The sequence below is a fragment of the Thalassospira sp. genome, assembly GCF_002709775.1.
Classification (GTDB): domain Bacteria; phylum Pseudomonadota; class Alphaproteobacteria; order Rhodospirillales; family Thalassospiraceae; genus Thalassospira.
In genome coordinates this window covers 69,858-95,731 of record NZ_PAQR01000002.1, presented here as the reverse complement: position 1 = coordinate 95,731, position 25,874 = coordinate 69,858, and the positions used below count along the sequence as shown (strand labels likewise).

At 56.8% G+C, this 25,874-nt stretch carries 23 protein-coding genes; 5 read left to right on the top strand and 18 right to left on the bottom strand.

Translation table 11 applies throughout. The features are described from left to right. Nucleotides 1-58: 58 nt before the first annotated feature. Complete coding sequence (locus CMO10_RS00680) at nt 59-343, top strand: YciI family protein (RefSeq protein WP_297018390.1); 285 nt, start codon at nt 59-61, stop codon at nt 341-343. Here CMO10_RS00680 and eutC read toward each other — a convergent pair. The 5 genes from eutC to CMO10_RS00655 all read right to left on the bottom strand — a co-directional run bounded on the left by eutC (nt 340) and on the right by CMO10_RS00655 (nt 5,683). After that, complete coding sequence (gene eutC, locus CMO10_RS00675; protein ID WP_297018389.1) at nt 340-1,113, bottom strand: ethanolamine ammonia-lyase subunit EutC; 774 nt, start codon at nt 1,111-1,113, stop codon at nt 340-342. The two genes, CMO10_RS00680 and eutC, sit on opposite strands and share 4 nt — an antisense overlap. Continuing rightward, nucleotides 1,114-2,505 (bottom strand): ethanolamine ammonia-lyase subunit EutB, encoded by a 1,392-nt coding sequence (locus CMO10_RS00670; RefSeq protein ID WP_297018387.1) that lies wholly within the window; start codon nt 2,503-2,505, stop codon nt 1,114-1,116. Nucleotides 2,506-2,673: 168 nt separating this feature from the next. Next, nucleotides 2,674-3,498: an ABC transporter ATP-binding protein gene (locus CMO10_RS00665; protein WP_297018386.1), complete on the bottom strand. Its 825-nt coding sequence runs from the start codon at nt 3,496-3,498 to the stop codon at nt 2,674-2,676. Then, nucleotides 3,492-4,553, bottom strand: a complete 1,062-nt coding sequence (locus tag CMO10_RS00660; RefSeq protein WP_297018384.1) for a FecCD family ABC transporter permease — start codon at nt 4,551-4,553, stop codon at nt 3,492-3,494. Before CMO10_RS00660 ends, CMO10_RS00665 begins: the two co-directional genes overlap by 7 nt. Next, nucleotides 4,553-5,683, bottom strand: a complete 1,131-nt coding sequence (locus CMO10_RS00655) for an ABC transporter substrate-binding protein (RefSeq protein WP_297018382.1) — start codon at nt 5,681-5,683, stop codon at nt 4,553-4,555. Before CMO10_RS00655 ends, CMO10_RS00660 begins: the two co-directional genes overlap by 1 nt. Nucleotides 5,684-5,863: 180 nt before the next feature. On the opposite strand from CMO10_RS00655, the gene CMO10_RS00650 reads away from it, so the two are divergent. Continuing rightward, nucleotides 5,864-6,658 (top strand): class I SAM-dependent methyltransferase, encoded by a 795-nt coding sequence (locus tag CMO10_RS00650; RefSeq protein WP_297018380.1) that lies wholly within the window; start codon nt 5,864-5,866, stop codon nt 6,656-6,658. Between the two features lie 3 nt (nt 6,659-6,661). On the opposite strand, the gene CMO10_RS00645 is transcribed toward CMO10_RS00650, so the two are convergent. From CMO10_RS00645 to CMO10_RS00635, 3 genes are all read right to left on the bottom strand, one after another. Then, the gene (locus tag CMO10_RS00645) at nt 6,662-7,120 is read right to left on the bottom strand and encodes an OsmC family protein (RefSeq protein ID WP_297018379.1); all 459 of its coding nucleotides are present in this window, start codon (nt 7,118-7,120) and stop codon (nt 6,662-6,664) included. A 17-nt stretch (nt 7,121-7,137) separates the two neighbouring features. After that, nucleotides 7,138-7,758: a GntR family transcriptional regulator gene (locus CMO10_RS00640; RefSeq protein WP_297018377.1), complete on the bottom strand. Its 621-nt coding sequence runs from the start codon at nt 7,756-7,758 to the stop codon at nt 7,138-7,140. Nucleotides 7,759-7,887: 129 nt separating this feature from the next. Beyond that, nucleotides 7,888-10,248: an alpha/beta fold hydrolase gene (locus CMO10_RS00635; protein WP_297018375.1), complete on the bottom strand. Its 2,361-nt coding sequence runs from the start codon at nt 10,246-10,248 to the stop codon at nt 7,888-7,890. A 283-nt stretch (nt 10,249-10,531) separates the two neighbouring features. Here CMO10_RS00635 and CMO10_RS00630 point away from each other — a divergent pair, with 283 nt between their 5' ends. Both CMO10_RS00630 and CMO10_RS00625 read left to right on the top strand, forming a co-directional pair. Further along, nucleotides 10,532-11,821, top strand: coding sequence for an MFS transporter (locus CMO10_RS00630; protein WP_297018374.1), 1,290 nt, complete (start codon nt 10,532-10,534; stop codon nt 11,819-11,821). A gap of 59 nt (nt 11,822-11,880) precedes the next feature. Then, nucleotides 11,881-12,450, top strand: coding sequence for a CHAP domain-containing protein (locus CMO10_RS00625; protein ID WP_044830059.1), 570 nt, complete (start codon nt 11,881-11,883; stop codon nt 12,448-12,450). 568 nt (nt 12,451-13,018) lie between these two features. Here CMO10_RS00625 and CMO10_RS00620 read toward each other — a convergent pair. Then, a complete protein-coding gene (locus CMO10_RS00620; protein WP_297018373.1) occupies nt 13,019-13,660 on the bottom strand; it encodes a GntR family transcriptional regulator in 642 nt (213 codons plus the stop codon). Nucleotides 13,661-13,798: 138 nt separating this feature from the next. Between CMO10_RS00620 and CMO10_RS00615 the strand changes: the two genes are divergently transcribed. After that, the gene (locus CMO10_RS00615; protein ID WP_297018372.1) at nt 13,799-16,285 is read left to right on the top strand and encodes a plasma-membrane proton-efflux P-type ATPase; all 2,487 of its coding nucleotides are present in this window, start codon (nt 13,799-13,801) and stop codon (nt 16,283-16,285) included. 67 nt (nt 16,286-16,352) lie between these two features. On the opposite strand, the gene CMO10_RS00610 is transcribed toward CMO10_RS00615, so the two are convergent. The 9 genes from CMO10_RS00610 to CMO10_RS00570 all read right to left on the bottom strand — a co-directional run bounded on the left by CMO10_RS00610 (nt 16,353) and on the right by CMO10_RS00570 (nt 25,855). Next, entirely contained in the window at nt 16,353-17,102 is a 750-nt protein-coding gene (locus CMO10_RS00610; protein WP_297018371.1) for a proteasome-type protease, read from the bottom strand. Nucleotides 17,103-17,117: 15 nt separating this feature from the next. Next, complete coding sequence (locus tag CMO10_RS00605; protein ID WP_297018370.1) at nt 17,118-17,936, bottom strand: transglutaminase family protein; 819 nt, start codon at nt 17,934-17,936, stop codon at nt 17,118-17,120. Between the two features lies 1 nt (nt 17,937). Next, the gene (locus tag CMO10_RS00600) at nt 17,938-18,885 is read right to left on the bottom strand and encodes an alpha-E domain-containing protein (protein WP_297018369.1); all 948 of its coding nucleotides are present in this window, start codon (nt 18,883-18,885) and stop codon (nt 17,938-17,940) included. Nucleotides 18,886-18,902: 17 nt separating this feature from the next. Then, nucleotides 18,903-20,306, bottom strand: a complete 1,404-nt coding sequence (locus CMO10_RS00595) for a circularly permuted type 2 ATP-grasp protein (protein WP_044830065.1) — start codon at nt 20,304-20,306, stop codon at nt 18,903-18,905. A 174-nt stretch (nt 20,307-20,480) separates the two neighbouring features. Further along, nucleotides 20,481-21,242, bottom strand: a complete 762-nt coding sequence (gene cobM, locus CMO10_RS00590; RefSeq protein ID WP_297018368.1) for a precorrin-4 C(11)-methyltransferase — start codon at nt 21,240-21,242, stop codon at nt 20,481-20,483. Then, on the bottom strand, nt 21,242-23,197 hold the full coding sequence (gene cobJ / locus CMO10_RS00585) for a precorrin-3B C(17)-methyltransferase (protein ID WP_297018367.1): 1,956 nt from the start codon (nt 23,195-23,197) through the stop codon (nt 21,242-21,244). The genes cobM and cobJ overlap by 1 nt, the downstream gene beginning before the upstream one ends. Beyond that, nucleotides 23,188-23,925, bottom strand: a complete 738-nt coding sequence (cobI, locus tag CMO10_RS00580; protein WP_297018366.1) for a precorrin-2 C(20)-methyltransferase — start codon at nt 23,923-23,925, stop codon at nt 23,188-23,190. Before cobI ends, cobJ begins: the two co-directional genes overlap by 10 nt. Next, entirely contained in the window at nt 23,922-25,175 is a 1,254-nt protein-coding gene (gene cbiE / locus CMO10_RS00575) for a precorrin-6y C5,15-methyltransferase (decarboxylating) subunit CbiE (protein WP_297018365.1), read from the bottom strand. Before cbiE ends, cobI begins: the two co-directional genes overlap by 4 nt. Further along, nucleotides 25,172-25,855 (bottom strand): precorrin-8X methylmutase, encoded by a 684-nt coding sequence (locus tag CMO10_RS00570; protein ID WP_297018364.1) that lies wholly within the window; start codon nt 25,853-25,855, stop codon nt 25,172-25,174. The genes cbiE and CMO10_RS00570 overlap by 4 nt, the downstream gene beginning before the upstream one ends. Between the last annotated feature and the right edge of the window lie 19 nt (nt 25,856-25,874).

Here is a 25,874-nt window from a genome sequence, read left to right as displayed (position 1 = left end):
AAGGCTGAAACCAACGAGTTTTGGGGCATCCCAACCAAAACCGATGACAGGAAAACCGATGTTTGTCGTTTCGCTGAGCTACAAGGTGCCGCTTGAACAGGTTGATGCCCATATCGAGGGCCATATTGCCTGGCTCAAGCAGGCCTATGCCAAGGGCATGTTTTTGGCATCCGGGCGCAAGATCCCGCGCGATGGTGGGGTGATCCTGGCCAAGGGTGATCGCGCAGCCCTTGAAGACGAACTGACACGCGATCCGTTTCATCAGCATGATCTGGCCGACTATCACATCACGGAATTTGATCCGGTGATGGTGGCAGACGGTCTTGAGGCGCTTAAGGCCTAGCCTTCGATCAGGTCGGGGTTGGATGAATTGTCCTTCAACGCCACACCCGACAGGCCCATCTTGCGCGATTCGGTCATCAGATAGGCGATCTTTTTCGCAGCCTTTTCCGGGGTCAGACCGGCCGGGCGGATGTTTGAAACGCAGTTGCGATCTGCGTTCGAACGTCCGCGCTTTGGTCCCCATGTCAGATAACAACCAAGCGAATCGGCACTCGACAGACCCGGGCGTTCGCCAATCAGCATCACTGTTAGTTTCGCCCCTAAGGCCGCACCAATTTCGTCACCCAGTCCGACGCGCGATTGGGTTGCCAGCGTCACCGGTGCGACCGACCAGCTTTCACCCAACTGATCAAGGATCAGCGACAGGGTATTGGCCGCATGGTCATGGGTGGCGCGGGCCGACAGACCATCAGCCAGAATGAAGGCAACGTCATAGTCCCCGGCATGTTGGCCCAGCGTCGCAGCCGACTCGTCATCAAGCAAACGACCCAAATCGGGGCGTTGCAGATAGGTCGGGCGATCCGGGGCGGCGGAATGAACATCGAGGATTGGGTGATCAAGCCCATCAAGCTGGGCACGCACGGAATCGGCCTCAAAGGCCATATGCACCGAATCTCGGGCGCGTGCATGCGCCATCTGGAATTCCAGCAACCGTTCGGTTGGCAAGCCGTCACCGACCCGGCCAAGGCCGATACGGGCATCGGTATGAACCCGAAGGGCATTCCACGGATCAAGGCCGCTCGGGATTTTCTTGTTGGTCAGATTGCTCATTTAAGCGGCCCCCGACCAAGCCAGAAGGTTCTGGGCTGCTTGCCCGTCAAGCTGCGGGCGGGTGCGGCCATTCTGATCAAGGATTTCCATCTTGCGCAACCAGGCGGCAAATTCCGGTGCCGGCTGCAGACCCAGCACAGAACGCAGATACATCGCATCATGGAAGCTGGTGCTTTGGTAATTAAGCATGATGTCATCCGCACCCGGCACCCCGATAACGAAGTTGCAGCCTGCAACCCCCAGAAGGGTTAGCAGGTTGTCCATGTCATCCTGATCGGCCTCGGCATGGTTGGTATAGCAAACATCACATCCCATCGGCACGCCAAGCAACTTGCCACAGAAATGGTCCTCAAGACCCGCACGGGTGATCTGCTTGCCATCAAACAGATATTCCGGGCCGATAAAGCCGACCACGGTGTTGACCAGAAGCGGTGAGTATTTGCGTGCGACGGCATAGGCGCGTGCCTCGACGGTTTGCTGATCGATGCCTTCGTGGGCATCGGCCGAAAGGGCAGCACCCTGTCCGGTTTCGAAATACATCACATTGTCGCCAACCGTGCCGCGCTTAAGTCCCTTGGCGGCGTCTTCGGCCTCGGCCAGCATGGACAGATTGATGCCAAAGCTTTCATTGGCCTTTTGGGTGCCAGCAATTGATTGGAACACCAGATCAACCGGCGCATTACGCGCCATGACATCAATCGCCGTGGTCACATGGGCCAAAACGCAGGACTGGGTCGGGATATCGATCCGTTCACGGACCTCGTCGATCAGTTTAAGAAGCTCGATCATTGCTTCCGGGCTGTCGGTGGCCGGGTTGATGCCAATTACCGCATCGCCACTGCCATGCATCAACCCATCAAGGATCGAGGCGGCAACGCCGGCCGGATCATCCGTCGGATGGTTCGGCTGCAGACGGACCGAAAGATGGCCGGGCAGGCCGATCGTATTGCGAAAGGCGGTCACGACATGGCATTTCTTGGCAACGGCAATCAGGTCCTGATTGCGCATCAGTTTTGAAACCGCCGCCACCATCTCCGGCGTCAGGCCGGGTGCGAGATGTTTAAGCGCTTCAGGCGTGGCGTCATCGCCCAGAAGCCAGTTGCGAAATTCACCCACAGTCATCGAGGATACCGGTGCAAAGGCATCCGCATCATGATCGTCAATGATCATGCGGGTGACGTCATCATCCTCATAGGGAACAAGGGCCTCGCTTAAAAACCGTTTGAGCGGCACATCAGCCAGCGCAAAGCGCGCCGCCACCCGTTCTTCATCCGAGCTTGCGGCAAGACCAGCCAGCACATCGCCGGACCGAAGCGGACTTGCCTTTGCCAACAGGGTTTTCAGGTCGGGAAAGGTAAAGCGTTCAAAACTGAATGGCGCGCCGGTCTGCAAGTTCTGCCTCCTGAAGCATGAAAGACATCGCCAGGGAATTTTACCCCCGTTCGCAAAGGAAAATAGCGTCAAACATGACGCTGTTGCGATGCATGATCATCATTCGTCCATGGAAGCAGAAAATGCCTCAAATGCAAAGTTTTTAATCACAAGGAAAGCTGCGCCTTCCTATTGAGCAGCCAGTGCGGTGTCTGCCAGATCGTTGTGACCAACAGCGGTATTGTGACGGCTGTTGGTTTCATCGCTGGGACCGCGCAGCACGATGTGCGGATGGCCGAGCGAGTTGAGCTCGACATGACCATCGACCTGATAGACATCGCGCAGAAGGTCGCTGTCGATCACATCCGAGCACGGACCAAACGCCACCATCCTGCCATCGCGAATGGCCATGGCCTGATCGCAATATTGCAGGGCGTGGTTCAGATCGTGAATGGCGATCAGAACGATGATGTTCTGGCCTTTGGCGACGTCACGCATGAAGGACAGGACTTCCATCTGGCGATGCAGATCAAGGGCTGAGGTCGGCTCATCCATCAGAAGGATCTTCGGATCACGCACCAGCGTCTGGGCAATCGCGACCAGCTGGCGTTGCCCGCCGCTCAGCTCGCCAAGATTCCGGCCGGCAAGATCACCAATACGAAGGGCGGCAAGAATCTCATCAATCCGGGCCAGTTCCTCGGCGCGCACGCGCAGGCTCGAACCCTGTTTGGCGGCGAGAATGACCGACTCATAGACTGACAGAACGGCGGTCGAGCCGGTATCCTGTGGCATATAGCAAATCGTATTGCGATCCGGGCTATGTGATCCAAGATCGACAACACCGCCGCCCTGTGCAAGGCCGGCAACACGGCGAAACAGGCTCGACTTACCAGCCGCGTTCGGGCCAATGACGGCGGTCACGGTGCCGGGCTGAATGGTCGGGGTGGTGACACCGGATACCACCTGCACCTTGCCATAGCGGGTTCCGATATCTTCAAGACGCAGCGTTACCATGATTTCCTCCGACTTGCGAAGATCAGCGAGAAGAAGAAGGGCACACCGACAAGGGCGGTGATCACCCCGATCGGCAGGATCGCACCCGGGATCAGCAATTTCGACAGCACCGATGTCGCCGACAGGATCAAGGCGCCGCACAGAATGGATGCCGGAAGGAAGAAGCGTTGATCTTCACCGACCAGCATGCGGGCAATATGCGGCCCGACAAGACCGATAAAGCCAATCGTGCCGACGAATGAGACCGGAATGGCGGCCAGAAGGCTTACGATCAACATGGTTCGCAGACGAAGCCCCTGCACATTCACGCCAAAACTTTCCGCCTTGGCATCGCCGAGCCGAAGGGCAGTCAATGCCCATGCCTGACGGGTAAAGAGCGGAATGGCAATCACGACCGCAACGGCGGTTACCGCCACCTTGGTCCAGGTTGCCTTCACAAGTGACCCCATGGTCCAGAAGACAACAGCCGCCAGGGCCTGCTCACTTGCCAGATACTGCAAAAGGGCCAGAAGCGCGTTGAAGGTAAAGACCAGCGCAATCCCCAGAAGCACGATGGTCTCGACCGTCACACCGCGCAGGCGGCTAAAGAAATGAATGATCAATGCCGTGCCCATCGCCATGATGAAGGCATTGAGCGGAATGATGAAATCAACAAAGGCCGGCAGAAGCGCAACACCGAGTACCAAGGCCAGAGCCGCGCCAAACCCGGCGGCGGCCGAAATGCCCAGCGTAAAGGGGCTGGCCAGCGGGTTGGCAAGGATGGTCTGCATTTGCGCGCCTGCGGTCGACAGGGCAGCACCCACGGTCAGCGCCATGAGCGCGACCGGCATGCGGATATCCCAGATCACCACGCGCAGCTGATCGGTGGCTGACCATGGATCAAGCAGGGTGGCGATCACGTCCGATAACGGATAATTCGCCGGGCCCGTGGCCAGATCGATGGCAAACGAAAGAAACAATGCCCCCGCCATTGCAAGCAGGAGCAGAAAACGACGCAGGGAGCGTGCCTTGTAATGCACGCTCCCGGCTTCGACGCTGATTTGGTTGGTCGTCATTAGTTTGTGGCTGTATCGCTGATCGAGATGAAGTAGCCTGGCTGGTAATCCAGCGGCAGGAAGCGTTCGTGCAGTTCCTTGAAGGTTGCTTCTGCATCGATGTCAGCAAACAGGTCCGGGTGGAACCATTTCGCCATCTGTTCGATCACAACGAACTGGTACGGGCTGTTATAGAACTGGTGCCAGACGGCATGGACTTCACCGTTTTCGACCGCTTTGACGCCGGTAAAGGCCGGGCGTTCCATCAGGCCAACCAGTTTACGGCGTGCTTCAACCATATCGGCATCCGGGCCAAGACCGACCCATGCGCCACCCGGGGAATAGGCTTCCCAGCTTGCACCGGTGCCGACGAACTGATCGGGGTTGGACGCAACAACCTGTTCCGGGTTGATCGTGCCAAAGGTGCCCGGAATGATCGATGCCGCGATGTTCACGCCACCGGCCATTTCAACCATGGTGCCGAAGTTTTCGTTACCAAACGACATGCAGCATTCATCGGAATAACCCGCCGCGCGTTCAATGAAGACCTGCGGTTTTTCCGGGTTTGCCTTGGCAATGCGGTCGGTGACGTTCTTGATGCTGTTGGTGCGGAAGGTGATGAATTCCGCAGCACGGTCTTCCTTGCCGGTTAGCTGACCGAGGATTTTCATGCTGTTGTCGGTGTTTTTCATCGGCGCTTCGCGGAAGTCGATATAGACCAGCGGAATGCCAACAGCGGCGAGTTTTTCGTCAAAACCGCCATCTTCGGTCGCACTTTTGGCTTCCAGGTTCATGATCACGACGTCCGGGTTGACCGAAATGGCCTGTTCGATGTCGAACGTGCCGTCTTTCATGCCACCAAAGGTCGGAATGTCGTCAATGCGCGGATATTTTGCAGCATAGATGTCGTAGGTCTGCGGATCGGCCTTTTTCAGGTCGTCGCGCCAGCCGACAACACGCTGGAAGGGGTCTTCGCTATCAAGCGTTGCCAGACCATAAATCAGGCGTCCTTCCCCCAGAATGACACGTTCGACCGGCAGTTCGACCGCGACTTCACGTCCGGCAATGTCGGTGATCGTGACGGTTTCTGCGGCTTGTGCCGTTCCTGCCAGCAGTATGGTAACTGCGGCAAATGCACCCAATATTTTCATTCCCATTCCCTCAAAATTAGGATTGCCTGAGGCCGGGATTATCAGTTATTAAGAATGCAAATCAATATGTTTCGCAAAAATAGTGAAAATTTTTGATTTATTAAAAGATAATAATATTCAATTTAGAGTTGAGCAACGCGGCAGGTTTCTGCCGTTTTCGGCCAAGAGAGATCCGGAAAAATGAGCCACGCCAGCAATTACAATCTGCGCGAAGAGATCAAGGAGTACTGGTCGATGCGCGCAGAAACCTTTGATCAGCAGCCCGGCCACGAGATTTTTTCAGAGTCCGAACGCAGTGCCTGGCATGCCCTGTTTGAACGCCATTTTGGCAAGGGTGACGGGCGCAAGGCGCTTGATCTGGCAAGTGGGACTGGCGTGATCAGTCATCTGATGCATGATCTTGGCTTTGATGTGACCGGCATGGACTGGTCGGAAACGATGCTTGAAAAGGCACGCGCAAAATCAAAGCAGCGCGGATCGAACATCCGTTTCCTGCTCGGCGATGCGGAGCGGACCCTTGAAGACGATGACAGCTATGACGTGATCGTCACCCGTCATCTGGTCTGGACGCTGGTCGACCCGGCGGCGGCGTTTGCGGAATGGTTCCGGGTTCTGAAACCCGGTGGCAAGCTTCTGGTGGTTGATGGCGATTTCGTTTCCCCGACCTGGGCGACGAAATTCAACAAGGCAATGGCTGGTTTCCTTGAAAGTCTGGGTCTGCGCAAACCGGTTGAACCGGTGGCACATATGCAGACCCATCATGACATTCTGGCCCGCGTGCATTTCTCAAACGGGGCAAGGGCCGACGAAGTCAAAGCCATGCTGAGCCAGACCGGGTTTGATCCGATTGCGGTGGATTTCGATCTGAAACAGATCCACAGCGCTCAGAAAAAACATATCAGCTTTGCCAAGGGGCTGGAGCGCGGCGCACAGCATCGCTATGCCATCTGTGCGCAAAAGCCCCTCGCGAACTAGGCGTCAAACCGGCTCGACAACGACTTCAGTTTTGACTGAATTGGCAAGAAAGCACGCTTCGTGCGCCCGGTGATGCAGGTCCGCGACAAGTTTTGCATCCGGTGCCTTGCCGCCATAACGGATATCGGGACGCAACGTCACCTTGGTGATCATGGTTTTGCCATCGACGTTTTTCATCTCGCCGATCGCAGCATCGGCATAATGATCGACCACCAGCCCGTCATCGGATGCGAAATGCAGGAAGAACAGCATGTGGCAGCTTGATAGGGCGGCGACAAAGGCTTCTTCCGGGTCGACATTTTCTTCCAGCGAATAGGGCAGCGGCACCACATGTGGGGATGAAGATGCCGGAACTTCGACCCCGCCATCAAAGCGCCAGACATGACCGCGTGAATAGCGGCGATCGGTAAAAATTTCGGCTTCCTTGCGCTGCCAGATGACTTCTGCGCCAAAGCTGCTCATGCGGGGCTCCTCGGTCTTCAGGATTGATCAATCGGGATCAATGTGCCGGCGGTGACGCCGATATGGGTGCTCAAAACCTTGCAGGCGGTGGCGATATCCCCGGCTGCGATGGCATCAAGAATTTGCTGATGTTCTTCGTAAAATGCACTTCGCGGTCGCGATCCCTTTGGCTGCAGGGCATAGGCGCGCTTGGCCTCGCTGCGAAATCCTTCGATCATTGTGAGAAGCCTTTGATTGCCGCATGCGCCATAAAGGGTGGCGTGAAATTCCTGATCCAGCTCAGCCAGCATGTCAGGATCGTCTTCTTCAAACAGGTCCTCATTCAGGCGCTTGGCCTTGCGCAGGGCTGACGGGCTCAGATTGGGGGCAGACAGTTCAAGTGCGGTGACCTCTAGCGAGATGCGAATCTGACAAAGCTCGCGCACGTCCTTGCCGCGCAAACCGGTGACAGCAAGGCTTCTGTCCGGGCGCTTTTCAAGCAGGCCGGATTCGTGCAGTCGTTCAAGCGCGTGGCGGATCGGCTGGCGACTGACACCAAAGCGCGCAGCGAGTTCTTCCTGCTTAAGCACGGTACCTGGCGGCAAGCTGCCAGCTTCGATCTCTTCACGCAGGGTTTGTGTAATCGTATTTGTATCCATGGATCCAAACTATGACGGGATGCATTTTTCGTCAACAAGAAGTGTGCGTGGGTCGAAGGTGATGGGCGGCCAAGGAGTAAGTTGTGCGGTTGTTAGCGGTGTGTGCAGATGTGTGAATGCAGCGCGCGATTACTCGGCGGGGATGGCTTCCGTTTGCGCATCGGCCATATCGCAATGGCTTTGGATGAAGTCGATGATACGGTCGTGGGCATGATCAATGTCTTCATTGACGATGCCGTGGCGTTCGGATTTCAGCATCTGGACCTCGATCTCGGCACCCTCATTGGTGCTGGTTGCCAGACGCCGGATCATGTTGGCGCTGGCCGGATCGACGACCTTGTCACCATCGCCCTGCAGGATCAGGGTTGCGCAGTCCAGATCCGGCAGGCGGCGCTGCATCTCGGCCACGGTCTGGCGCAATTGATGCAATCCACCAATCGGGATATTGCGGTAATTGATCTCGGGATGCTCGGATTCGTTGGGCCGGAAGCTGAGCAATTCCTGCGCAGACGGCATCCAGCCCATCAGCTTGTTCGCACCATACAGCAACGGCACAAACATCAGATTGCGATTGCGGAATTTAAGCGGCGTACCCGCCAGAACAAGTGCGCGGAGTTTTTCGGGTTTGTCGGCGGCATGGATGGCCGAAAGTGCGCCGCCGGTCGAAAAGCCGACAATGATCACCTGATCACAAAATGGACTCAGGATTTCATAACCGCGCCGGACCGATGCCAGCCAATCGGTCCATTTGCGTTTTTGCAATTCATGGGGTGATGTGCCGTGTCCGGCAAGCCTAACCCCCATTACTGCGTGGCCCATGGCCGCAAACTTTTCACCCAGTTCGCGGAGTTCCGCCGGTGATGCTAGAAAACCATGTACCAGCAATACACCGCAGTTAAATCGCGTCTGCCCGTTCGGCAGCAGCAAATAGGGGCGGCTATCGGCGGTCGCGGTTTCCTGACTGTTGATCGCATCATATTTCGGTTTCTGGAACTTGGTGTGGTTCCACTGCCAAGCCAAAATTTCGTCATCAAAGCGACGATGGGCGATGTCGGTCGGACTTAGATGATCCACCTCGATCCGCGCACGTTCAAGCGCCTGCCAGGCGGCATGGATCGGTGCCATTTCATTGGCATAGACCATGATCGGATTGTCCATGCGGATCTGATCAAAGCTGGCCTCGGCCTGCAATTTCGGCAGGAAGCAGTATTTCTGATCGCGACGTTCAATCAGGCCCAACTGAACCGCACTGTCGATAAAGAAGCGGATTTGCGGGCAGTTGAGTTCGAAAATGCCGACATAGTCCGCCGGATTGCGCATGCCGCGATGCAGATGGACATTCTCCGCCTGCTGGATGTTCTTTATCGCCAGATAAAGGGTGCGGTCAAAGTGGCTGATATCGATCTCGGTCACGCCATCCTCAAGCCACATCATGATCAGGCGCGATGCCAGATGGCTGACATTGATCGTGAGGTTGGAATACATCACCGACATGCAATGATCGCGGAGCGGCTTGATATTGCGCGTAATGGCAAATTGCGGAATGCGGTCGGTGATCTTTTCAAGCGTCTTGGCCGGTTTGAACAGATCATCCATGCAGGTGGCCTGCTCAACCCGTTTTGCCAGCAAACGACGGTCAAGCCAGTTGAACTGATCACGTGGATCTACCGGGTCGCCGAGACGGATGTCCATATCGGTCTTCTTGAACATCAGATTGCCTTCGATGATCATTTCCTCGGCCATCTTGGGGCTAAGCCCGCCGGTAAACATGTCGGCTGCGCGGGCCAAAAGGTTCTGATCCACACGTAGCGGATGGAAGGTGATATTGGCCGGAAACATCAGGGTCGGCTTGGCAAGGATCGCGCGCAAATCATCTTCGCTGCGCTCCAGAAGGGCAGCCCAGCGTTTGAGTTCGTGGGTTTTGCCCTTCTCGATCAGGGCGGACAGCCCGATCTTGAAGCCATCAATGCAAAGTCCAAGCAAGGCCGCACCGGTATGGTGCGCGCGTCTGGTGTCAGCTGATCTGGAATATATGCTGTAATCAGGGCGTTTGGGGTGCGGGCGTATCTCGGTCAGAACCCGGCGATCCTTGACCATGCCGCCCTCGGGAAAGACCACTACCTTGCCACCGCGCAGGATTTCTTCGGCCAGAAACGGCAACAGCCGTTCATAGTCATTGGGCACACCACCAAGGGCGCGCAGATAACGGGAGAATGTGTTGTCCTGGGCAAAGAATTCGCCCGATGCGATGGATCGGCAATAGACCCCGGTTTCAAGCGCGATGAGGAACTGCGGGATAAAGGTTTCAAACCGCGCGAAGTGGTTGAACATGAAAATGTCACCCTGCGACAAATGGTCGCGCGGCCCGTGCATCTTGATGTTGATGTCGATATTGGCCCGCAATGCCGTCATCGCGCGAATGGTCCATTCGCAGGTCTTCGGGCTGATGGCGAATTGTTCGCGTTCGATGTCGCGGAATGTCTGAACCATGCGTGGCAATATCCCGGCCCAGGGTCGAAACCCTGATATAAGGCGTTGGTTTCTTGGACGATTTTATCTGTTATTGATGACTTCGTTATTAAGATAGATATGTGTCGCAATTCCCGGTTTTGGAAGGCGTGCCGTCTTCGATTTACGAAGAATTGATGCTTGAGCGACCTGTCTTTCGTATAATCCCGTGACTTGCCGGGCCGCATTCTGCCCGCGTGTTCCTGTCAAAAACGGTCTGGTGTCATCGCCACCTCATGATCCCGACCCCATGATTGGAGGCCTCGTGCCTGTTCCCGACCCTGCCCCAGATCCGGATCAATCAAGCCAGCCAGTCAATCAGGATGTGGTGCAAGGATCGATTTTTTCTGATCGCAATTTCCTTTTGTTTCTTGTCGGGCAATGCATCACGACCCAGGGGCTGTGGATTCAGAAAATCGCCATGTCCTGGCTGGCATGGTCGCTGACCGGGTCGGCTTTCTGGACCGGGATGATCGCAGCCCTTAATTTCGCGCCGGCCTTTTTCCTCGGTCCGATTTTCGGTGTCATGGCCGATCGGGTTGATTTGCGGCGGACAGCCATGTTGCTCAATCTTGGGCAGGCCGGTGTTTCGTTCCTTCTGATGGGGCTGTCCTATGCCGACATGATGACACTGCCCTGGATGGTGGTGCTGGCCGGGTCGATGGGGATCCTTGGCAGTGCGATGACGCCCATTCGCCTGTCACTCGTGCCGGTGATTGTGCCGCGCGCCTTCATGAACCGGGCAGTGGCCTATGCCGCGATGAATTTCAATATTTCACGGCTGGTCGGGCCTGCTGTCGGTGGTGTGGTGATCGCCACTTGGGGCACAGGGGCGGCTTTCATGATCAATGCGATCAGTTATCTGCCGATGGTGTTTGTCATCTCGGTGGTGACCATTCACATGGAACGCGCCCCTGATGCCAAAAGCCGGCGTATCTGGACGTCGCTTGTGGATGGGGCAAGCTATGCGCTGAACCATCCAATGATCCGATCGGTACTGGCGCTTTCCTGTTTCGTCTCGCTGGTCGGGACCGGCATGGTCGAACTGATGCCGGTCTTTGCCGAGGCGGTCTATGATCGCGGTGTCACCGGGCTTGGCATGTTGGCATCAAGTGCCGGGATTGGGGCGGTGGCATCAACCTTTATCCTGTCGCGGATTGCATCAGATGCCATTGCCTATCAACGTGTCACCATTATCGGTGCCTTTGCGGCAGCCATTGGTATGACCGGGCTTGGATTTGCGCCGTGGTATGAGATGGCGGTGGTTCTGGTCGCACTGACCGGGGGAGGATTGACGCTGGTCGGTGTCGGCTCGCAGACGGCGCTTCAGCTCACGGTCGATAACCGCCTGCGCGGACGGGTGATGAGCTTCTGGAGTGCGACAAGCTTTGGCGGCATGGCGCTTGGCGGAACGTTATTAGGTGCTATTTCCGAAGCAGGTCACATTCAATATACCGCACGCGGATCGGGTGTTTTGATCCTGTGTGCGGCTTGTGTCGGACTTTGGCGGTTGTATCGGATCGGCGCTTTGCCGCACACGGGTGCATTGCGGTAAAGGATTATTAAGGCCTGCCATCCTATGGTGATCCATCGTGAGAAGATGGGGATTTCCAGATGCGTTTGGTTGGGATTGTCGGACTGTGCTTGCTGCTTTCGGCCTGTTTTACCACAGGTAATTCTGCAACCCGGCCGAGCGGGCCGATGCCAAGTGACACGGTTCAGACCCTTGCCAGCGTCAATATCCCGTCTTCCCGCCTGAACAACTTCACCCCCACTGACAAGTTCCTGCAATGCGTGCCCTATGCACGCGAAGTTTCCGGCATCCAGATTTATGGCGATGCCTGGACCTGGTGGGGTCAGGCTGGCCAGAAAAACTTCCAGCGCGGCAACCGTCCGCAAGTTGGTGCCGTTCTTGCGCTGCGCAAGACCTCGCGCCTCAAACTCGGCCATGTTGCCGTGGTCTCGGCCATTCTTGATAGCCGAAAGATCCTTGTGAACCACGCCAATTGGGGCAGCGATTCACGCACGCGCGGCAAGGTGCATTACCGCCAGCCGGTGGTCGATGTATCGCCCAATAATGACTGGTCGGAAGTCCGCATGATGAACACGCTTGGTTCATTCGGCAGTGTTTATCCGGCCCATGGCTTTATCTATCAGCCGCGCGAAACTGCCGAGGCGAACTAGGTCTTTTGCCCGGGCGCCGAGCTGGCGCGACGTATTCCCCCGCATCTCAAAGAAAAGTGGCGAAGCCCCCACGGATAGAGAGCTTCGCCAATTAAACCCGTGCGGGCGGCACGGGTTCGGGGGTTGAACCCGACAAGGCGTTCAGAAGCACCGTTCTGGCGGTGGCGGACCCCTGTGCAGTGGAATTTCCCGCACCGACTTGGCGGCGGAGTCTGCCCTGCAACATTGGGGTGTCATTGAGTTCTGAGACGCCTCGAATTCAAATTATCTATAAAATGACGTTTGGTCTGTTAATTACGCCGGGATTGGGCGTTGAAATCAACGGGAAAATCGTGGAGTCAAAGAGATTCCCCGATGTTTCTACCTGTATGACGATTAATTATCTGATTCAAATAGGAAAATATTATCTATAAAATGGAGATACTTGAGTGGAATTTATGTCTTCGAGGAGAATTTCCGTGCAGGTAAACCTGAATCCGAGTGCGTTTTCACTCGGACCGGTTCGTTTTGTCGAAAAACGGGCGGGGAATTTGGGAAATGATGTGGGTCGGTGCACTCGGAAAGGCGTCTAGGAGCGGACCATTTTACCGGGCTTGTTACCGATCCATTTGACATGCCGGGCAAGGGTGGCAGCGGCGACGTCGATCTGGTTGCTGCGCAGTGCGGCGAGGATCGCACGGTGGTCCTGATCGGTCGGGGCTTCCCATTCCATGCGAAAGCCCGAGAACAGGAAACGCGCGCTGGCCGCATGCAGGTCATCAATCGTCGCAAGCAATCTGGGCATGCCACAGGGTTCAAGGATCACGCGGTGGAACGCCTTGTTGGCCTGTTCCCAGGCATGAACGTCAGCGGCATTTTCGCCAGCGCGATTATGGGCCTCTGCCACATCAAGGATTTCGGGGGTCAGATGCGGGGCGGCATGACGCAGGGCAAGGACCTCAAGCGATGCACGCATTTCGGCGACTTCACGGACCTCGGCAACATCAAAACTGGCAACCCGAACCCCGCGACGCGGCTCACTGACCGCAAGGCCCTGTGCCTCAAGCCGACGGAATGCTTCGCGTACGGGTACATGGCTGGCACCGAATTCCTCGGCGAAATGGTCCTGACGCAGTTTCATGCCCGGTGCGAATTCGCCGGAAATGATCCGCTCTGCCAGTGCCCGGGTAATGCGGCCCGCGACCGTGGTGTCTGTGCTGCGCTTTGTCATGTTTTATAGATAATTTGTGACAATTGATTTGTCGACCGGATTGATGTGCAACAATGTTGTGCGGTGCAATATACTCTAGAACAATTGTCGTTCCCCGCATCGCACATGCGAACCCAAAAGGGGCAGAGAGGCGCCATCATGATGGAACAGACTGCCAAACGAGATTTCCCCGAAATTGATCCCTCCTTGCTGCAAACAGACCCGAAAACCGGTCTTGCGCAGGACGAGGTAAGAAAACGGACCGAGCAGTTCGGTGAAAACCGGCTCAAGGATGATCAGACCAGCGCGCTCAAGAAGCTTTTGTCATTCTTCTGGGGGCCAATCCCCTGGATGATCGAAGGTGCCGCCATCTTGTCGGCCGTGGTGCAGCACTGGTCGGACTTCGCGATCATCATGGTGATGCTGGTGCTGAATGCCGGGGTCGGGTTCTGGCAGGAATTCAAGGCCGATAACGCCATCGCTGCCCTCAAACAACGCCTTGCCCCGGATGCCCGCGTGTTGCGCGGAGGCAAATGGTCTGACCTTCCGGCACGTGAACTGGTGCCCGGTGACATCATTCGTATCAAGCTTGGGGATATCATTCCCGCCGATGCCAAACTGTTGACGGGTGATTATTTGCGGGTTGATCAATCCGCGCTGACCGGGGAGTCGCTTGCGATTGATAAGAAGATCGGCGATGACGTCTTTTCCGGTGCGGTGGCGCGTCAGGGGCAGATGACTGCGATGGTGACTGCCACTGGCATGGCGACCTATCTTGGCCGGACGGCAAGTCTGGTCAAAAGTGCCGGCAAACAATCACATTTTCAGCGCGCGGTATTGCGCATCGGTAACTTCCTGATCCTGATCACGCTGGGGCTGATTGCGCTGATCATGACGGTGGCCCTGCATCGCGGTGATCCGTTGATGGAAACCCTGTTGTTTGCCTTGATCCTGGCGGTTGCGGCCATTCCGGTTGCCTTGCCAGCGGTTCTGTCGGTGACGTTGGCGGTTGGGGCTGAAAAGCTTGCGCGGATGAAGGCGATTGTTTCGCGCTTGGTGTCGATCGAAGAACTGGCAGGCATGGACATCCTGTGTTCTGACAAAACCGGCACCCTGACGCAAAACCACCTGACGGTGGGATCGCCGGTTCTGATTGATGCAAAGGATGAAGCGACCCTGATCCGGGCTGCTGCCTTGGCGTCGGAGGCCGATAGTCACGATCCGATTGATAGTGCGGTCTTTGCCACCCTTGGCGATCCGGCAAAGCTTGATGGATATGACGTCACGACATTCCGCCAGTTCGACCCGGTTCGTAAACGCGCCGAGGCCGAAGTCACCCATGACGGCCAGTCCATCATGGTGGCAAAAGGCGCGCCGCAGGCGGTTCTGACTCTTCTGTGCGGCGATGAGGCATCCGATATTGAAAGTGTCGCGGTCTATCGCCCGGTGATGGAGGCGATCAAGACCATGGCCGAGCACGGATACCGTGCCCTTGGCGTGGCGCAGCGTGATCAGGACGGTAACTGGCAGTTTCTGGGATTGCTGCCGCTATTTGATCCGCCGCGCGAGGATGCGGCATCGACAATTGCCGAACTGCGGAGCAAGGGCGTTGATATCCGCATGATCACCGGCGATCACGAGGCCATTGGCCGCGAAGTCGCCGGGCAACTCGGACTGGGTCAGAATATCATGCCCGCCGATGCGGTGTTTGACCAAAACAACCGCGCCCGCGATCCGTTGGCCATTGAACAGGCCGATGGGTTTGCGCGCGTCTTTCCCGAACATAAATATGCGATTGTCCGCCAGTTTCAGGATCGCGGCCACATCGTTGGCATGACCGGCGACGGGGTGAATGATGCTCCTGCGCTTAAACAGGCCGATATCGGTATTGCCGTATCCAATGCCACGGATGCTGCGCGTGCGGCCGCCGATCTTGTCCTGACCGCGCCGGGGATATCCGTGATCACCAGTGCGATTGAAGAATCGCGGCGCATTTTCGAACGCATGGGCAGTTACGCGACCTTCCGGATTTCCGAAACGATCCGTGTACTGCTGTTCATGACGATTTCGATTTTGGTGTTTGATTTCTATCCCGTGACGGCGGTGATGATCGTGTTGCTGGCGTTACTCAATGACTTTCCGATCATGATGATCGCTTATGACAATGCCGATGTCGCCGAACGCCCGGTGCGATGGAATATGGGCAATACACTGACCATGGCGTCACTTCTGGGCGCCATCGGGGTTGTCTCGTCCTTTACCTTGTTATGGGTCTCGGAAATGTGGCTGCATCTGCCACCCGCGGAAGTTCAGACACTGGTGTTCCTGAAGCTTCTGGTGGCAGGGCATCTGACGATCTATCTCACCCGGCACAAGGCGTTCTTCTGGCAGAAACCCTATCCCAGCATGAAGCTGTTTCTCGCGACCGAGATCACGCAGGTTATTGGCACGCTGGCCGCAGTTTATGGTTGGTTCGTGCCGCCGATTGGCTGGTATCACGCGTTGGTGGTCTGGGGCTATGCGCTGTGCTGGTTTGTCGTTGCCGGCTTTATCAAGGTCTGGGTCTATCGGCTTTTGACCCACCGCCATCATAGTCATCACAGCCATCTGGCCCGGGTTGAGGGATCGCTTCATCGCGGCCGGTAAGATTGGCGCAGACATGAAAAAAGTCGGACCATTATGGCCCGACTTTGATTTCTTGTTTTGATCACGCTTATTCGGCGGCGATATCGCAATGCTCGTCTGGCATATCGGCAAAGGCGTCACGGAGCGCGTTTGACCAGGCATCTGACAGGGCGCGAAAACCGTTGTCTTCGGCCTCGATCCGGCGGATTTCGGAAAACTGGCAGGCATCATCTGGCAGCACCGCCAGATCAAGCGGCATGCCGACGGATAGGTTGGAGCGCAGCGTTGAATCCATCGACAGCAGCACCGCCTTGACCCCGTCCTGTATCGGGGTGTCTGGCGTGATCACGCGATCAAGGATCGGTTTGCCGTATTTGTGTTCGCCGATCTGAAGATAAGGGGTGTCGGACGTGGCTTCGATGAAGTTGCCCGCGGCATAGATCAGAAACAGGCGCTGATCGCCGCCCTTGCGCTGACCACCAATCATGATCGAGGCAGCACTGCTTTCATGGTGCTGCTCAAGCGTATCATGGTATTTCAGTTGCACCTTCTGCATGGCTTCGCCGACCAGTTCGGCTACGCGGAACATGCTTGGTGCGCTCAGGATGCAGTTGCCCGGTTCGGTTTCGGGATCGTCGATGGCCTCGTGCAGGGTGCTCATCACCGCCTGGGTGATGGCAAGGTTGCCAGCCGAAAGTGCGACAATCGCGCGTTCACCGGGCACTTCCCAAGTGAACATCTTGCGATAGCGCGAAATGTTATCAAGGCCCGCATTGGTCCGCGTGTCCGAAAGGAAAACCATCCCTTCGTTCAGCATCAACCCGACACAGTAGGTCATCTTTTTGTCGTCCGACTATTGTTGTGACTGCGCAATGACGACTGTTACATCCAAATTTTCATTCGCGCCACCAGTATGTACGCCCCTAACGGGTGTGGCGACTTGGCCATCAAGCCCCGCGCCGAGCCGGATGTAATAATCGGTCGGGCAGCACTTGTTGGCCGGATCGAACCCCACCCAACCGAATTCGGGCAAATGCAATTCCGCCCATGCATGGGATGCCTCATGCGGTTTGCCATCCTGATCGGCAAACAGATATCCCGATACATAGCGGGCAGGAATGCCAAGATGGCGGGCAGCCGAGATCAGAACATGGGCATGATCCTGACAAACACCCTTGCCATCGGCCAACGCATCCGCCGCCGTAGTATGGACGTGGGTTGTGCCAGGCGCATATTCAATGGCATCTGCCACAGCACCGGCAAGGGCATGTGCCAGATCAAGTTTTGTGCCGTCCTTGGACTTTTTGGCGACTTTTTCGGCAAGTTTGCGGATGGCGGCACTGGATTTCGTCATGGGTGTCGAGCGCAGGAACACGTCGGGAAAGGCCCGTTCCTTGTGACCGCGCAAAACGCCGGCGGTGTCGGTGGTTTCGACCTCGCCAGTGACGACGATTTCAATCGCGTCGACAGGGCCGTTTGAGGTAAGCGTGCTGATGACATCGCCATTGCCGTCGGTGAATTCCGATCCGATGGAGCATCCCTCAGCCGTGATCGACCAGTTGATGATTTTCTGGCCTTCGAACTCGGCCGGGGTCAGCTTAAGACTTTGCACCGCGTGATAGGCCGGCATTTCATAGCGATAGTGGGTTCTGTGTTCGACGGTCAAGCGCATCTTACTGCCCCCCGAAATGATAGGCGTCAGCAATCGCCAGCGACAGGATACGGTTGCGGCCTTGGAAATCGTTCAGGAATTCATGCAGCCCGGTCGAGAAGATCTCGTCCATGTCGCTTTGCGTCAGCAGGGAATACATCTCGACCGCCTGGCGGTGCACGCTATGGCGCTGGCCATAATGGCGGGCCAGCCGTTCAAGATGCTGGGTAATCTGTTCAGCGCAATGGGCAAGGGACCGTGGGCTGAACGGATTAAGGATCAGGAAATGCGCAATCCGGTGCGGTGAATAATCATCACGATAGACCCAGTGGAACGCTCGCAATGATGACGCCGCGCGCAGAACTGTGGTCCATTGATAGTTATCGACACCATCGCCAACCATGCTGGTTTCCGGCAGCAGAACGTAATATTTGACGTCAAGCAGTCGGGCGGTGTTATCGGCCCGCTCGATAAAGGTGCCCAGACGGATGAAGTCATAGCCGTCATTGCGCAAAATGGTGGAATCCGTGGCACCACGGAACAGCGCGCCCTGTTTTTTGACCCAATCGATGAATTCCGGCAGTTCATTCTTGGCCAGATTGTGCATCGACGGACGGCGAAGCTCCATCAGGGCATTGTTCAATGCTTCCCACATTTCGGCGGTGATGGCGGTGCGCATGGCGCGTGCATTGGCGCGCGCATATTCAAAGCAATTGATGATCGATGACGGGTTATCACGGTTAAAGATCAGGAAATTGGCGACCTCTTCCTGGCGCAACGGGGCATCGGGATCATATCCCGCTGCGCAACCCGATGCTGACAGAACCGATTCCCATTCCGACCGGTTGCCAGTGGCGGCCGCAGGCATCAGCGCCATGCGATAGCCCATCTCCATCAGGCGGGCCATGTTTTCGGCCCGTTCAACATATCTCGACAGCCAGAAAAGGTTGTCTGCGGTACGACTAAGCATCTCTCAACCCTTTCCTTTTAATCGCTCATGATCCAGGTGTCCTTGACCCCGCCGCCCTGCGACGAGTTCACGACAAGCGACCCTTCGCGCAAAGCAACACGGGTCAAACCACCCGGTGTCAGGCGCACATCATCGCCAACAAGGCAGAATGGCCTGAAATCGACATGGCGGGGTGCGACACCGCTTTCAACAAATGTCGGGCAGGCCGACAGCGACAGGGTCGGCTGGGCGATGAAATCACCGGGATCGGCTTCGATCCGTTTGGCGTAGGCCGCCTGTTCTTCCTTGGTCGATGCCGGCCCGACCAGCATGCCATAGCCACCTGACCCGTGGACTTCCTTGACCACCAGTTCACCCAGGTGTTCAAGCACGTATTTCAGATCATCGGGCTTGCCGCATTTCCAGGTCGGAACGTTATTGAGGATCGGCTCTTGGCCCAGATAGAAGCGAATCATATCAGGCACATAGGTATAAACCGCCTTGTCGTCGGCAACACCGGCCCCCGGTGCAGAACAGATCGCCACCCCGCCCGAGCGATACACATTCATCAGGCCGGGAATGCCAAGAACCGAGTCAGGTTTGAAACAGAGCGGATCGATATAGGCATCATCAATGCGGCGATAGATAACATCAACCCGGGCCGGACCGCGCGTGGTGCGCATATAGACCCGGTCTTCATGCACAAACAGGTCCTGCCCTTCGACCAGCTCAACCCCCATCTGATCGGCAAGGAAGGAATGTTCATAATAGGCACTGTTCATCGCTCCCGGGGTCAGGACGACAATGTTGGGATCACGGTCGCATTTGCGCGGTGCGATGCTTTTAAGGGTTTTCAAAAGCATGTCCGGATAGCTTTCGACCGGCTCGATCCGAAGGCTTTTGAACAGATCAGGGAACATGCGCATCATGATTTCGCGGTTCTCAAGCATATAGGACACGCCAGACGGCGTGCGGCAGTTATCTTCGAGAACATAAAAATCTTCGGGGCCGGTGCGCACGATATCGACACCGACAATATGGCTATAGACATTGCGCGGTGGATCAATGCCGATTACGGCTGGCTCGAACGCCTCGTTACGAAACACCAGATCCGCCGGAATGATGCCGGCCTTGATGATTTCGGCATTGTGGTAGACGTCATAAAGAAACGCATTCAGCGCCCGGGCGCGCTGTTTGACGCCACGGTCAAGCTTGCGCCATTCCTGGGACGTGAAGATGCGTGGAATCAGATCAAAGGGAATAAGCCGTTCGGGATCCCCGCCCTCGCCATAGACGGCAAAGGTGATGCCGATCTTGCGGAACAGGGTTTCGGCTTCAAGGCGCTTTTGTTCGAGAACCTCGGGGCCGCTTGCTTCCATCCAGTCAACCAAGGCGCGATAAGGTTCGCGAATTTGGTCGTCAACACTCATCTCGTTGAACATGCATACTCCCCTTTATTACCCTTTGATTAAAGGGCGGCAGGCAGGGGACGGTCAAGGATGTTCACGGTTGAAATGACAGATTTTTCAGCAAACTACTGATCTGATGAAAAAATAAACTCGGTGATCAGATGGTTTGTACAAAAAACGGGCGGACTTCACATCCGCCCGCCTCAATCAGGCTTTTGCCGGGCGTAGAACATGGGTGTGATCAGCGGCATATAATCTAGAGTCGGTAAAATCTTTCCGACCGAAAACTTCGCCCACCATGATCAGTGCGGTCCGCGTGATGCCGCTTCCTTTGACCTTTGCGCGGATATCGCCAAGGGTGCCGAAAATGTATTTCTGATCGGGCCAGGTCGCGCGATAGGCAATCACAACCGGGCAGTCCTCACCGTAATGCGGCGTCAGGTCGCGCACGACATTGGCAAGGTTGTTGATCGACAGATGCACCGCCAGCGTCGCACGTGATTTGCCAAGTTCCTTGAGGCTTTCACCATCGGGCATGCTCGATGACCGCATGGCGGTCCGCGTCAGGATCACTGTTTGCGAAATATCTGGCAGGGTCAATTCCGCACCGATTTCAGCGGCCGTCGCGGCATAGGCCGAAACGCCCGGCGTGATGTCATAGGGTATGCCCAGATCATCCAGACGGCGGATCTGTTCGGCAATGGCGCCATAAATCGATGGATCCCCGGAATGTACGCGCGCGACATCCTGACCCTTGGCGTGGGCAGCCTCGATCTCGGCTATGATTTCATCAAGGTTCATGGGGGCTGTATCGACCACATGTGCGCCATCGGGGGCAGCCGTGACGATTTCTTCAGGCACCAGTGACCCGGCATAAAGACAGACCGGGCATTTTTCGATCAGACGCAAGCCACGCACAGTGATCAGGTCCGGGGCACCGGGGCCGGCGCCAATAAAATGAACAGTCATTAGTCTGCCTTGTCGTTTTTTGGGGTGTCGGAAGTGCTGTGCGCAGATGTGCTCAGGACCGGTGCCTTGGCGGCGTCCGGGCCCTTTTTGGCATAGCCGCGCGGGGTATAGACCCATTCGTTTTCGCCGCGTGTGATGTGGCGGCTGTTGCTGGACCCGACCAGCACGGTGGTCAGCATGTCGACCATGTCGACTTCTAGTTTCGAAAGCGGAACGACCGTGATTTCCTCATCCGGGCGGCCAAGCTGCCGGCCAAGAACCACAGGGGTATCATCCTGGCGGTGTTCAAGCAGGATATCACGCGCTTTCGCTAGCAAGTCGCGGCGGCGCTTGGATACCGGGTTATAAAACGCAATCACGAAATCGCCCTCGGCTGCGGCTTTCAGGCGGCGCAGGATATCCTCGCGCGGGGTCAAAAGGTCTGACAGCGAAATCGCGCAGAAATCATGACCCAGCGGCGCACCGATCCGCGATGCCGCCGCCTGCAGGGCGGAAATGCCCGGTGACACCTGCACCGCGACCCGGTTCCAGTCGGCGCGATCTTCGCGATCAAGCAATTCAAACACCAGGGTGGCAAGCGCATAGATGCCTGCATCCCCCGATCCGATCAGGGCGACATCCTTGCCGGTAGCAGCCAGTTCCAGCGCATGACGGGCACGGGCTTCTTCGGCGCCAAGATCTGAATGATGGCAATCCTTGCCATCGATCAGCGGGCCCAGAAGATCAAGATACATCTGATAGCCGACAATGTCGGTGGCACGTCCGATCAATGCGGTGGCCTCCGGGCTGCGCCAACCGATCTGACCCGGTCCGATGCCAACAATCGAAAGTCGGCCCTGCGCGGTTCCGACGTTCTCCGGGATGATGTCATCCTGGGACAGGGCAACGGCACAGGTGGATTTCTTGGTCTTGTGCTTGGGCACGATCAGCTTGCCCTTGGCACCGACAGTTGCCAGTGCAGCTCCCTCGGCAACGCCGTGGCAGCCGGTTTCGGCAAAGACGACGTCAGACGGGGTGACAAGTCGGTCTGCCTCTGCCTCAAGGGTTTTGGCATCAAAGAATCGTGCCGGTACACCAAGACGGCTTGCCAGTTCATGGACGCAAGCTTCATCGGCCTTCAGATCAATCGAGCTCACACAGGCAATCGCCTTGGGGCTCAGACATTGTCCGGCCAGTGTTTCCATCACCAGATCATAAAGATCATCGACCGGGCAGCCGCGTTCGCAGCCAACACCCAGTGCCAGAACCGGCGGATGATAGGTGATCGCGGTCTCCGGTCCGTTTTCTTCGGCATCCGACTGATCGGTTGCGCGTGCGGTGGCGGTGATTACGACCCTGCCGTCATCAGATTGGGCAATCGCGCTGTTGGTCAGCCATGCGGCCGATCCGGCCTCGATCTCGAGCCTTGCGGATGCCCCCGCCAGAAGTGCTGCCGTTGCCGGTTTGACGGTTTCGGGGGTGCCCAGTTTCCAACCGGCTGGCGGTTCATCAAGGGCAAGACCAAGCATTGCATCGCCCGGCGTGGTGATGGCGGCAAAGCCGCCCAGTCGATCAGCCAGATCGCGCGCCAAACGGTTGCCGCCGTGATGCCCACCCAGAAGCGGGATGAAGGTATCACCGGCTTCATCAACGGCAATAACCGCGGCGTCCTGCCACTTGCCACTCAGCAACGGGGCAAGGGCGCGGATCAGGATGCCCGATGCGCAGACGCCAATGATGACATGCCCGGTCGAAAAGGTTTGTTGCAGATGCGCAATGGTATCGTCAAAGGCGATATCGACATCGCTTGTCGAAACCCGGGTGCGCAGGCCATGCACGGTCGCACCTTGCAGGTTTGATGCAATCTTGCGCGCGGTCGGAAGAGCGCGCTGGGTCAGGCAGATCACCGCAATCGGGGCAATCGGATCGGTCGGCAGTGCCGGATTGTTGTTATTGTTCTGGGCGGTCATCGCCATGCGTCTCCGCGACGGTGGATCAGGATCATGGAAAAGTACGGGGCCTTGGCATCGTCTGGCAAATCGCCAAGCGGCACCATTTTCTGGGTCTCAAGCGTTGCGCGTTCGATATAGCGCGCCCGATCCGTCAGGCCGAGTTCATCAATCACGGCACGAACCTTGGCAAAGTGACGACCCAGTTTAATGATCGCAGCGGCATCGGTTTTGGCGAGCTGTTCGCGCAGGCGGTCGGCATCAAGCGGGCCGGGAATGACTTGCAAGACATCGTTCTTGGCGGCAAGCGGTGCGCCAAGCTGGGCGGCACAGGCCATCATGGAGCTGACACCCGGAACGGTTTTGACCGGATAACCGGCCTCTGCCAGACGGCCAAACAGATACATGAAGCTGCCATAGAAGAACGGATCTCCTTCACACAGAACAGCAACGGTTTTGCCATCTGCCAGATGCTTGCCGATTTCAAGTGCGGCTGCGTCATAGACCGGATCAGCGGGCTTGCCCATTTCAATGCGAATGGCGATTTCAATCCGGCCGTCGGGGATGTGTGGATCAACGATCTGACGCGCCAGACTGACACCGTCCTCAAGGGCTGGATAGGCAATCACATCGGCCTTTTGCAGGACGTTATAGGCCTTAAGCGTGATCAGATCCGGCTCGCCCGGTCCGATGCCAAGCCCATAGGCCGTTCCGGCCACCGGAAGGGGCCTTGCGGGACGTTCCGCACTGCTCATGCTTTTACTCCGAGGTAATGGGTGACCGGGGCCAGATTGCTCCATCCCTTGAAACCGCCGCGCGGCACCAGCCGGGAAACCGACAGGCGCGTCAGGCTGCCACCATTTTTATTGTAAAACCGTAATAATTGTTCTTCGCCTTCGAGCGTCACCGTATTGGCCACCAGCCGTCCATGGATTGGCAGCAGGTCCCAACAGGTATCAAGCAGGCCATCAATGGTGATTCCCCCGCCGATGAAAATGGCATCGGGCTTGGGCAGGCGATCGGTAAAGGCCAATGCCTCTTCAATTGATTTCTGCTCGACCGCCAGGCTTGGCACGCCAAGGCGAATGGCGTTCTTTTTGATGAGTGCACAGCGTTCTGCGTCCCGCTCGATCGCAACTGCCAGACCCCCCATGCGCTTCCACTCAATCGAGATGGAGCCACATCCAGCGCCCAGATCCCAAAGCACGCCACCCTCAAACGGGGCGAGAGAAGATAAAGTCTGCGCACGGATTTCCGATTTCGTGATCATGCCATCATGGATAAAGGCATCATCAGGAAGACCGGGACCCTTGGGCAGCGGTTTGGCGTTGGGGCCGGCCTCGAGATCAATCATGATCAGATTGAGCGGATCAATCGGCTTGATGTCGGGCATCGATGTTGCCCGCGCCTGCCAGGTTTGTGCGGTCTGGGTGGTAATGCGTTCTTCCGGGCCACCAAGGCGTTCGCAAACCGACATGCGGCTCTGATCAAAGCCAGCCTCACACAGCATGACGGCCACCAGAGCCGGCGTCGATCCATCAGCACTCAGTGCAATCAGTTTGCCGTGCGGGCGCAGATGGCTGCGCAGGCTTTCGGGGTCGCGGCCATGCAGGGTAATGACATCACAATCGGCAAGCGGCCAGCCAAGGCGCGATGCCGCCAGTGAAATACTTGACGGCGCCGGGATGGCGTAAACCGGTTCCGGCCCGAAATAGTTGATCAATGTATTGCCAACGCCGAAATACATTGGATCACCACTGGCCAACACCACAGGGTTCTGATCAAGACAATCCTCGATCAGGGGCAGGTTGGCTTCAAACGGTGTGATCCATTTGTTCTGGGTGGCGATGTTGCTGCCCGGCAGCATGGCAATATGGCGTTTGCCACCAAAGATGACGCTGGCTTTTTCAAGGATTTGGTGGGCAAGTGGGGAAAGGCCGTCATAGCCATCCTCACCAATGCCAATCACCGTAATGCGGCCCTTGATCGGGGATTGTTCATTCATGACAACCCGCCTTTCTTGCGATCAAGCGTGCCATCGGGTGTGGCATCATCATCGCGAGCCATGCGGGCCAATGCGTTGACGGTGGCCGCTGTTACCGCACTGCCGCCAAACCGGCCGCGCAGCGTGACAAACGGAATGCCGTTGGCATGGGCAATCAGGGCATCCTTGCTTTCCGCTGCACCGACAAAGCCGACCGGCATGCCGATAATGACTGCGGGCTTCGCCATCCGGTCATCGTGGATGGCTTCAAGCAAATGGAAAAGGGCGGTCGGCGCATTGCCAATCGCGATTATTGCGCCTTCGATATGATCTTTCCAGCCCTCGACAGCGGCAGCAGACCGCGTTGTTGCCAGCTCGGCTGCCAGACCATGCGTATCGCCGTCATTCAAGGTGCACAGCACCGGATTTTCGGCGGGAAGAAGCCGGGAAATGACGCCATGGCGGACCATTTCCGCGTCACAGAGAATAGGTTTTCCGGCCCGAAGCGCGGTGATGGCTGCCGATGCCACATCCCTGCCAAAGGTGATCTGATCGGCCATTTCGACCATGCCACAGGCATGAATAATGCGAATGGCGATCGGGCGTTCATCCTCTGAAAAGCGCGCAAGCTTTGCCTCGGCCTCGATGGTGGCAAAGCTTTTGGCGTAGATTTCCTGCGGGTCACGCAGATAGTCAAACATTACCGCGCCTTTCAGGGGA

Bases quoted from the DNA above. Each gene is read 5' to 3' on its own strand.
- CMO10_RS00645 (WP_297018379.1), bottom strand. From the start codon at position 7,120: ATGAGCAGCTTTGGCGCAGAAGTCATCTGGCAGCGCAAGGAAGCCGAA.
- eutC (WP_297018389.1), bottom strand. From the start codon at position 1,113: ATGAGCAATCTGACCAACAAGAAAATCCCGAGCGGCCTTGATCCGTGG.
- CMO10_RS00660 (WP_297018384.1), bottom strand. From the start codon at position 4,553: ATGACGACCAACCAAATCAGCGTCGAAGCCGGGAGCGTGCATTACAAG.
- CMO10_RS00650 (WP_297018380.1), top strand. From the start codon at position 5,864: ATGAGCCACGCCAGCAATTACAATCTGCGCGAAGAGATCAAGGAGTAC.
- CMO10_RS00655 (WP_297018382.1), bottom strand. From the start codon at position 5,683: ATGAAAATATTGGGTGCATTTGCCGCAGTTACCATACTGCTGGCAGGA.
- CMO10_RS00640 (WP_297018377.1), bottom strand. From the start codon at position 7,758: ATGGATACAAATACGATTACACAAACCCTGCGTGAAGAGATCGAAGCT.
- CMO10_RS00610 (WP_297018371.1), bottom strand. From the start codon at position 17,102: ATGACCTACTGTGTCGGGTTGATGCTGAACGAAGGGATGGTTTTCCTT.
- CMO10_RS00665 (WP_297018386.1), bottom strand. From the start codon at position 3,498: ATGGTAACGCTGCGTCTTGAAGATATCGGAACCCGCTATGGCAAGGTG.
- CMO10_RS00570 (WP_297018364.1), bottom strand. From the start codon at position 25,855: ATGTTTGACTATCTGCGTGACCCGCAGGAAATCTACGCCAAAAGCTTT.
- CMO10_RS00680 (WP_297018390.1), top strand. From the start codon at position 59: ATGTTTGTCGTTTCGCTGAGCTACAAGGTGCCGCTTGAACAGGTTGAT.
- cobM (WP_297018368.1), bottom strand. From the start codon at position 21,242: ATGACTGTTCATTTTATTGGCGCCGGCCCCGGTGCCCCGGACCTGATC.
- cbiE (WP_297018365.1), bottom strand. From the start codon at position 25,175: ATGAATGAACAATCCCCGATCAAGGGCCGCATTACGGTGATTGGCATT.
- CMO10_RS00595 (WP_044830065.1), bottom strand. From the start codon at position 20,306: ATGTTCAACGAGATGAGTGTTGACGACCAAATTCGCGAACCTTATCGC.
- CMO10_RS00600 (WP_297018369.1), bottom strand. From the start codon at position 18,885: ATGCTTAGTCGTACCGCAGACAACCTTTTCTGGCTGTCGAGATATGTT.
- CMO10_RS00605 (WP_297018370.1), bottom strand. From the start codon at position 17,936: ATGCGCTTGACCGTCGAACACAGAACCCACTATCGCTATGAAATGCCG.
- CMO10_RS00620 (WP_297018373.1), bottom strand. From the start codon at position 13,660: ATGACAAAGCGCAGCACAGACACCACGGTCGCGGGCCGCATTACCCGG.
- cobJ (WP_297018367.1), bottom strand. From the start codon at position 23,197: ATGGCGATGACCGCCCAGAACAATAACAACAATCCGGCACTGCCGACC.
- cobI (WP_297018366.1), bottom strand. From the start codon at position 23,925: ATGAGCAGTGCGGAACGTCCCGCAAGGCCCCTTCCGGTGGCCGGAACG.
- CMO10_RS00615 (WP_297018372.1), top strand. From the start codon at position 13,799: ATGATGGAACAGACTGCCAAACGAGATTTCCCCGAAATTGATCCCTCC.
- CMO10_RS00635 (WP_297018375.1), bottom strand. From the start codon at position 10,248: ATGGTTCAGACATTCCGCGACATCGAACGCGAACAATTCGCCATCAGC.
- CMO10_RS00625 (WP_044830059.1), top strand. From the start codon at position 11,881: ATGCGTTTGGTTGGGATTGTCGGACTGTGCTTGCTGCTTTCGGCCTGT.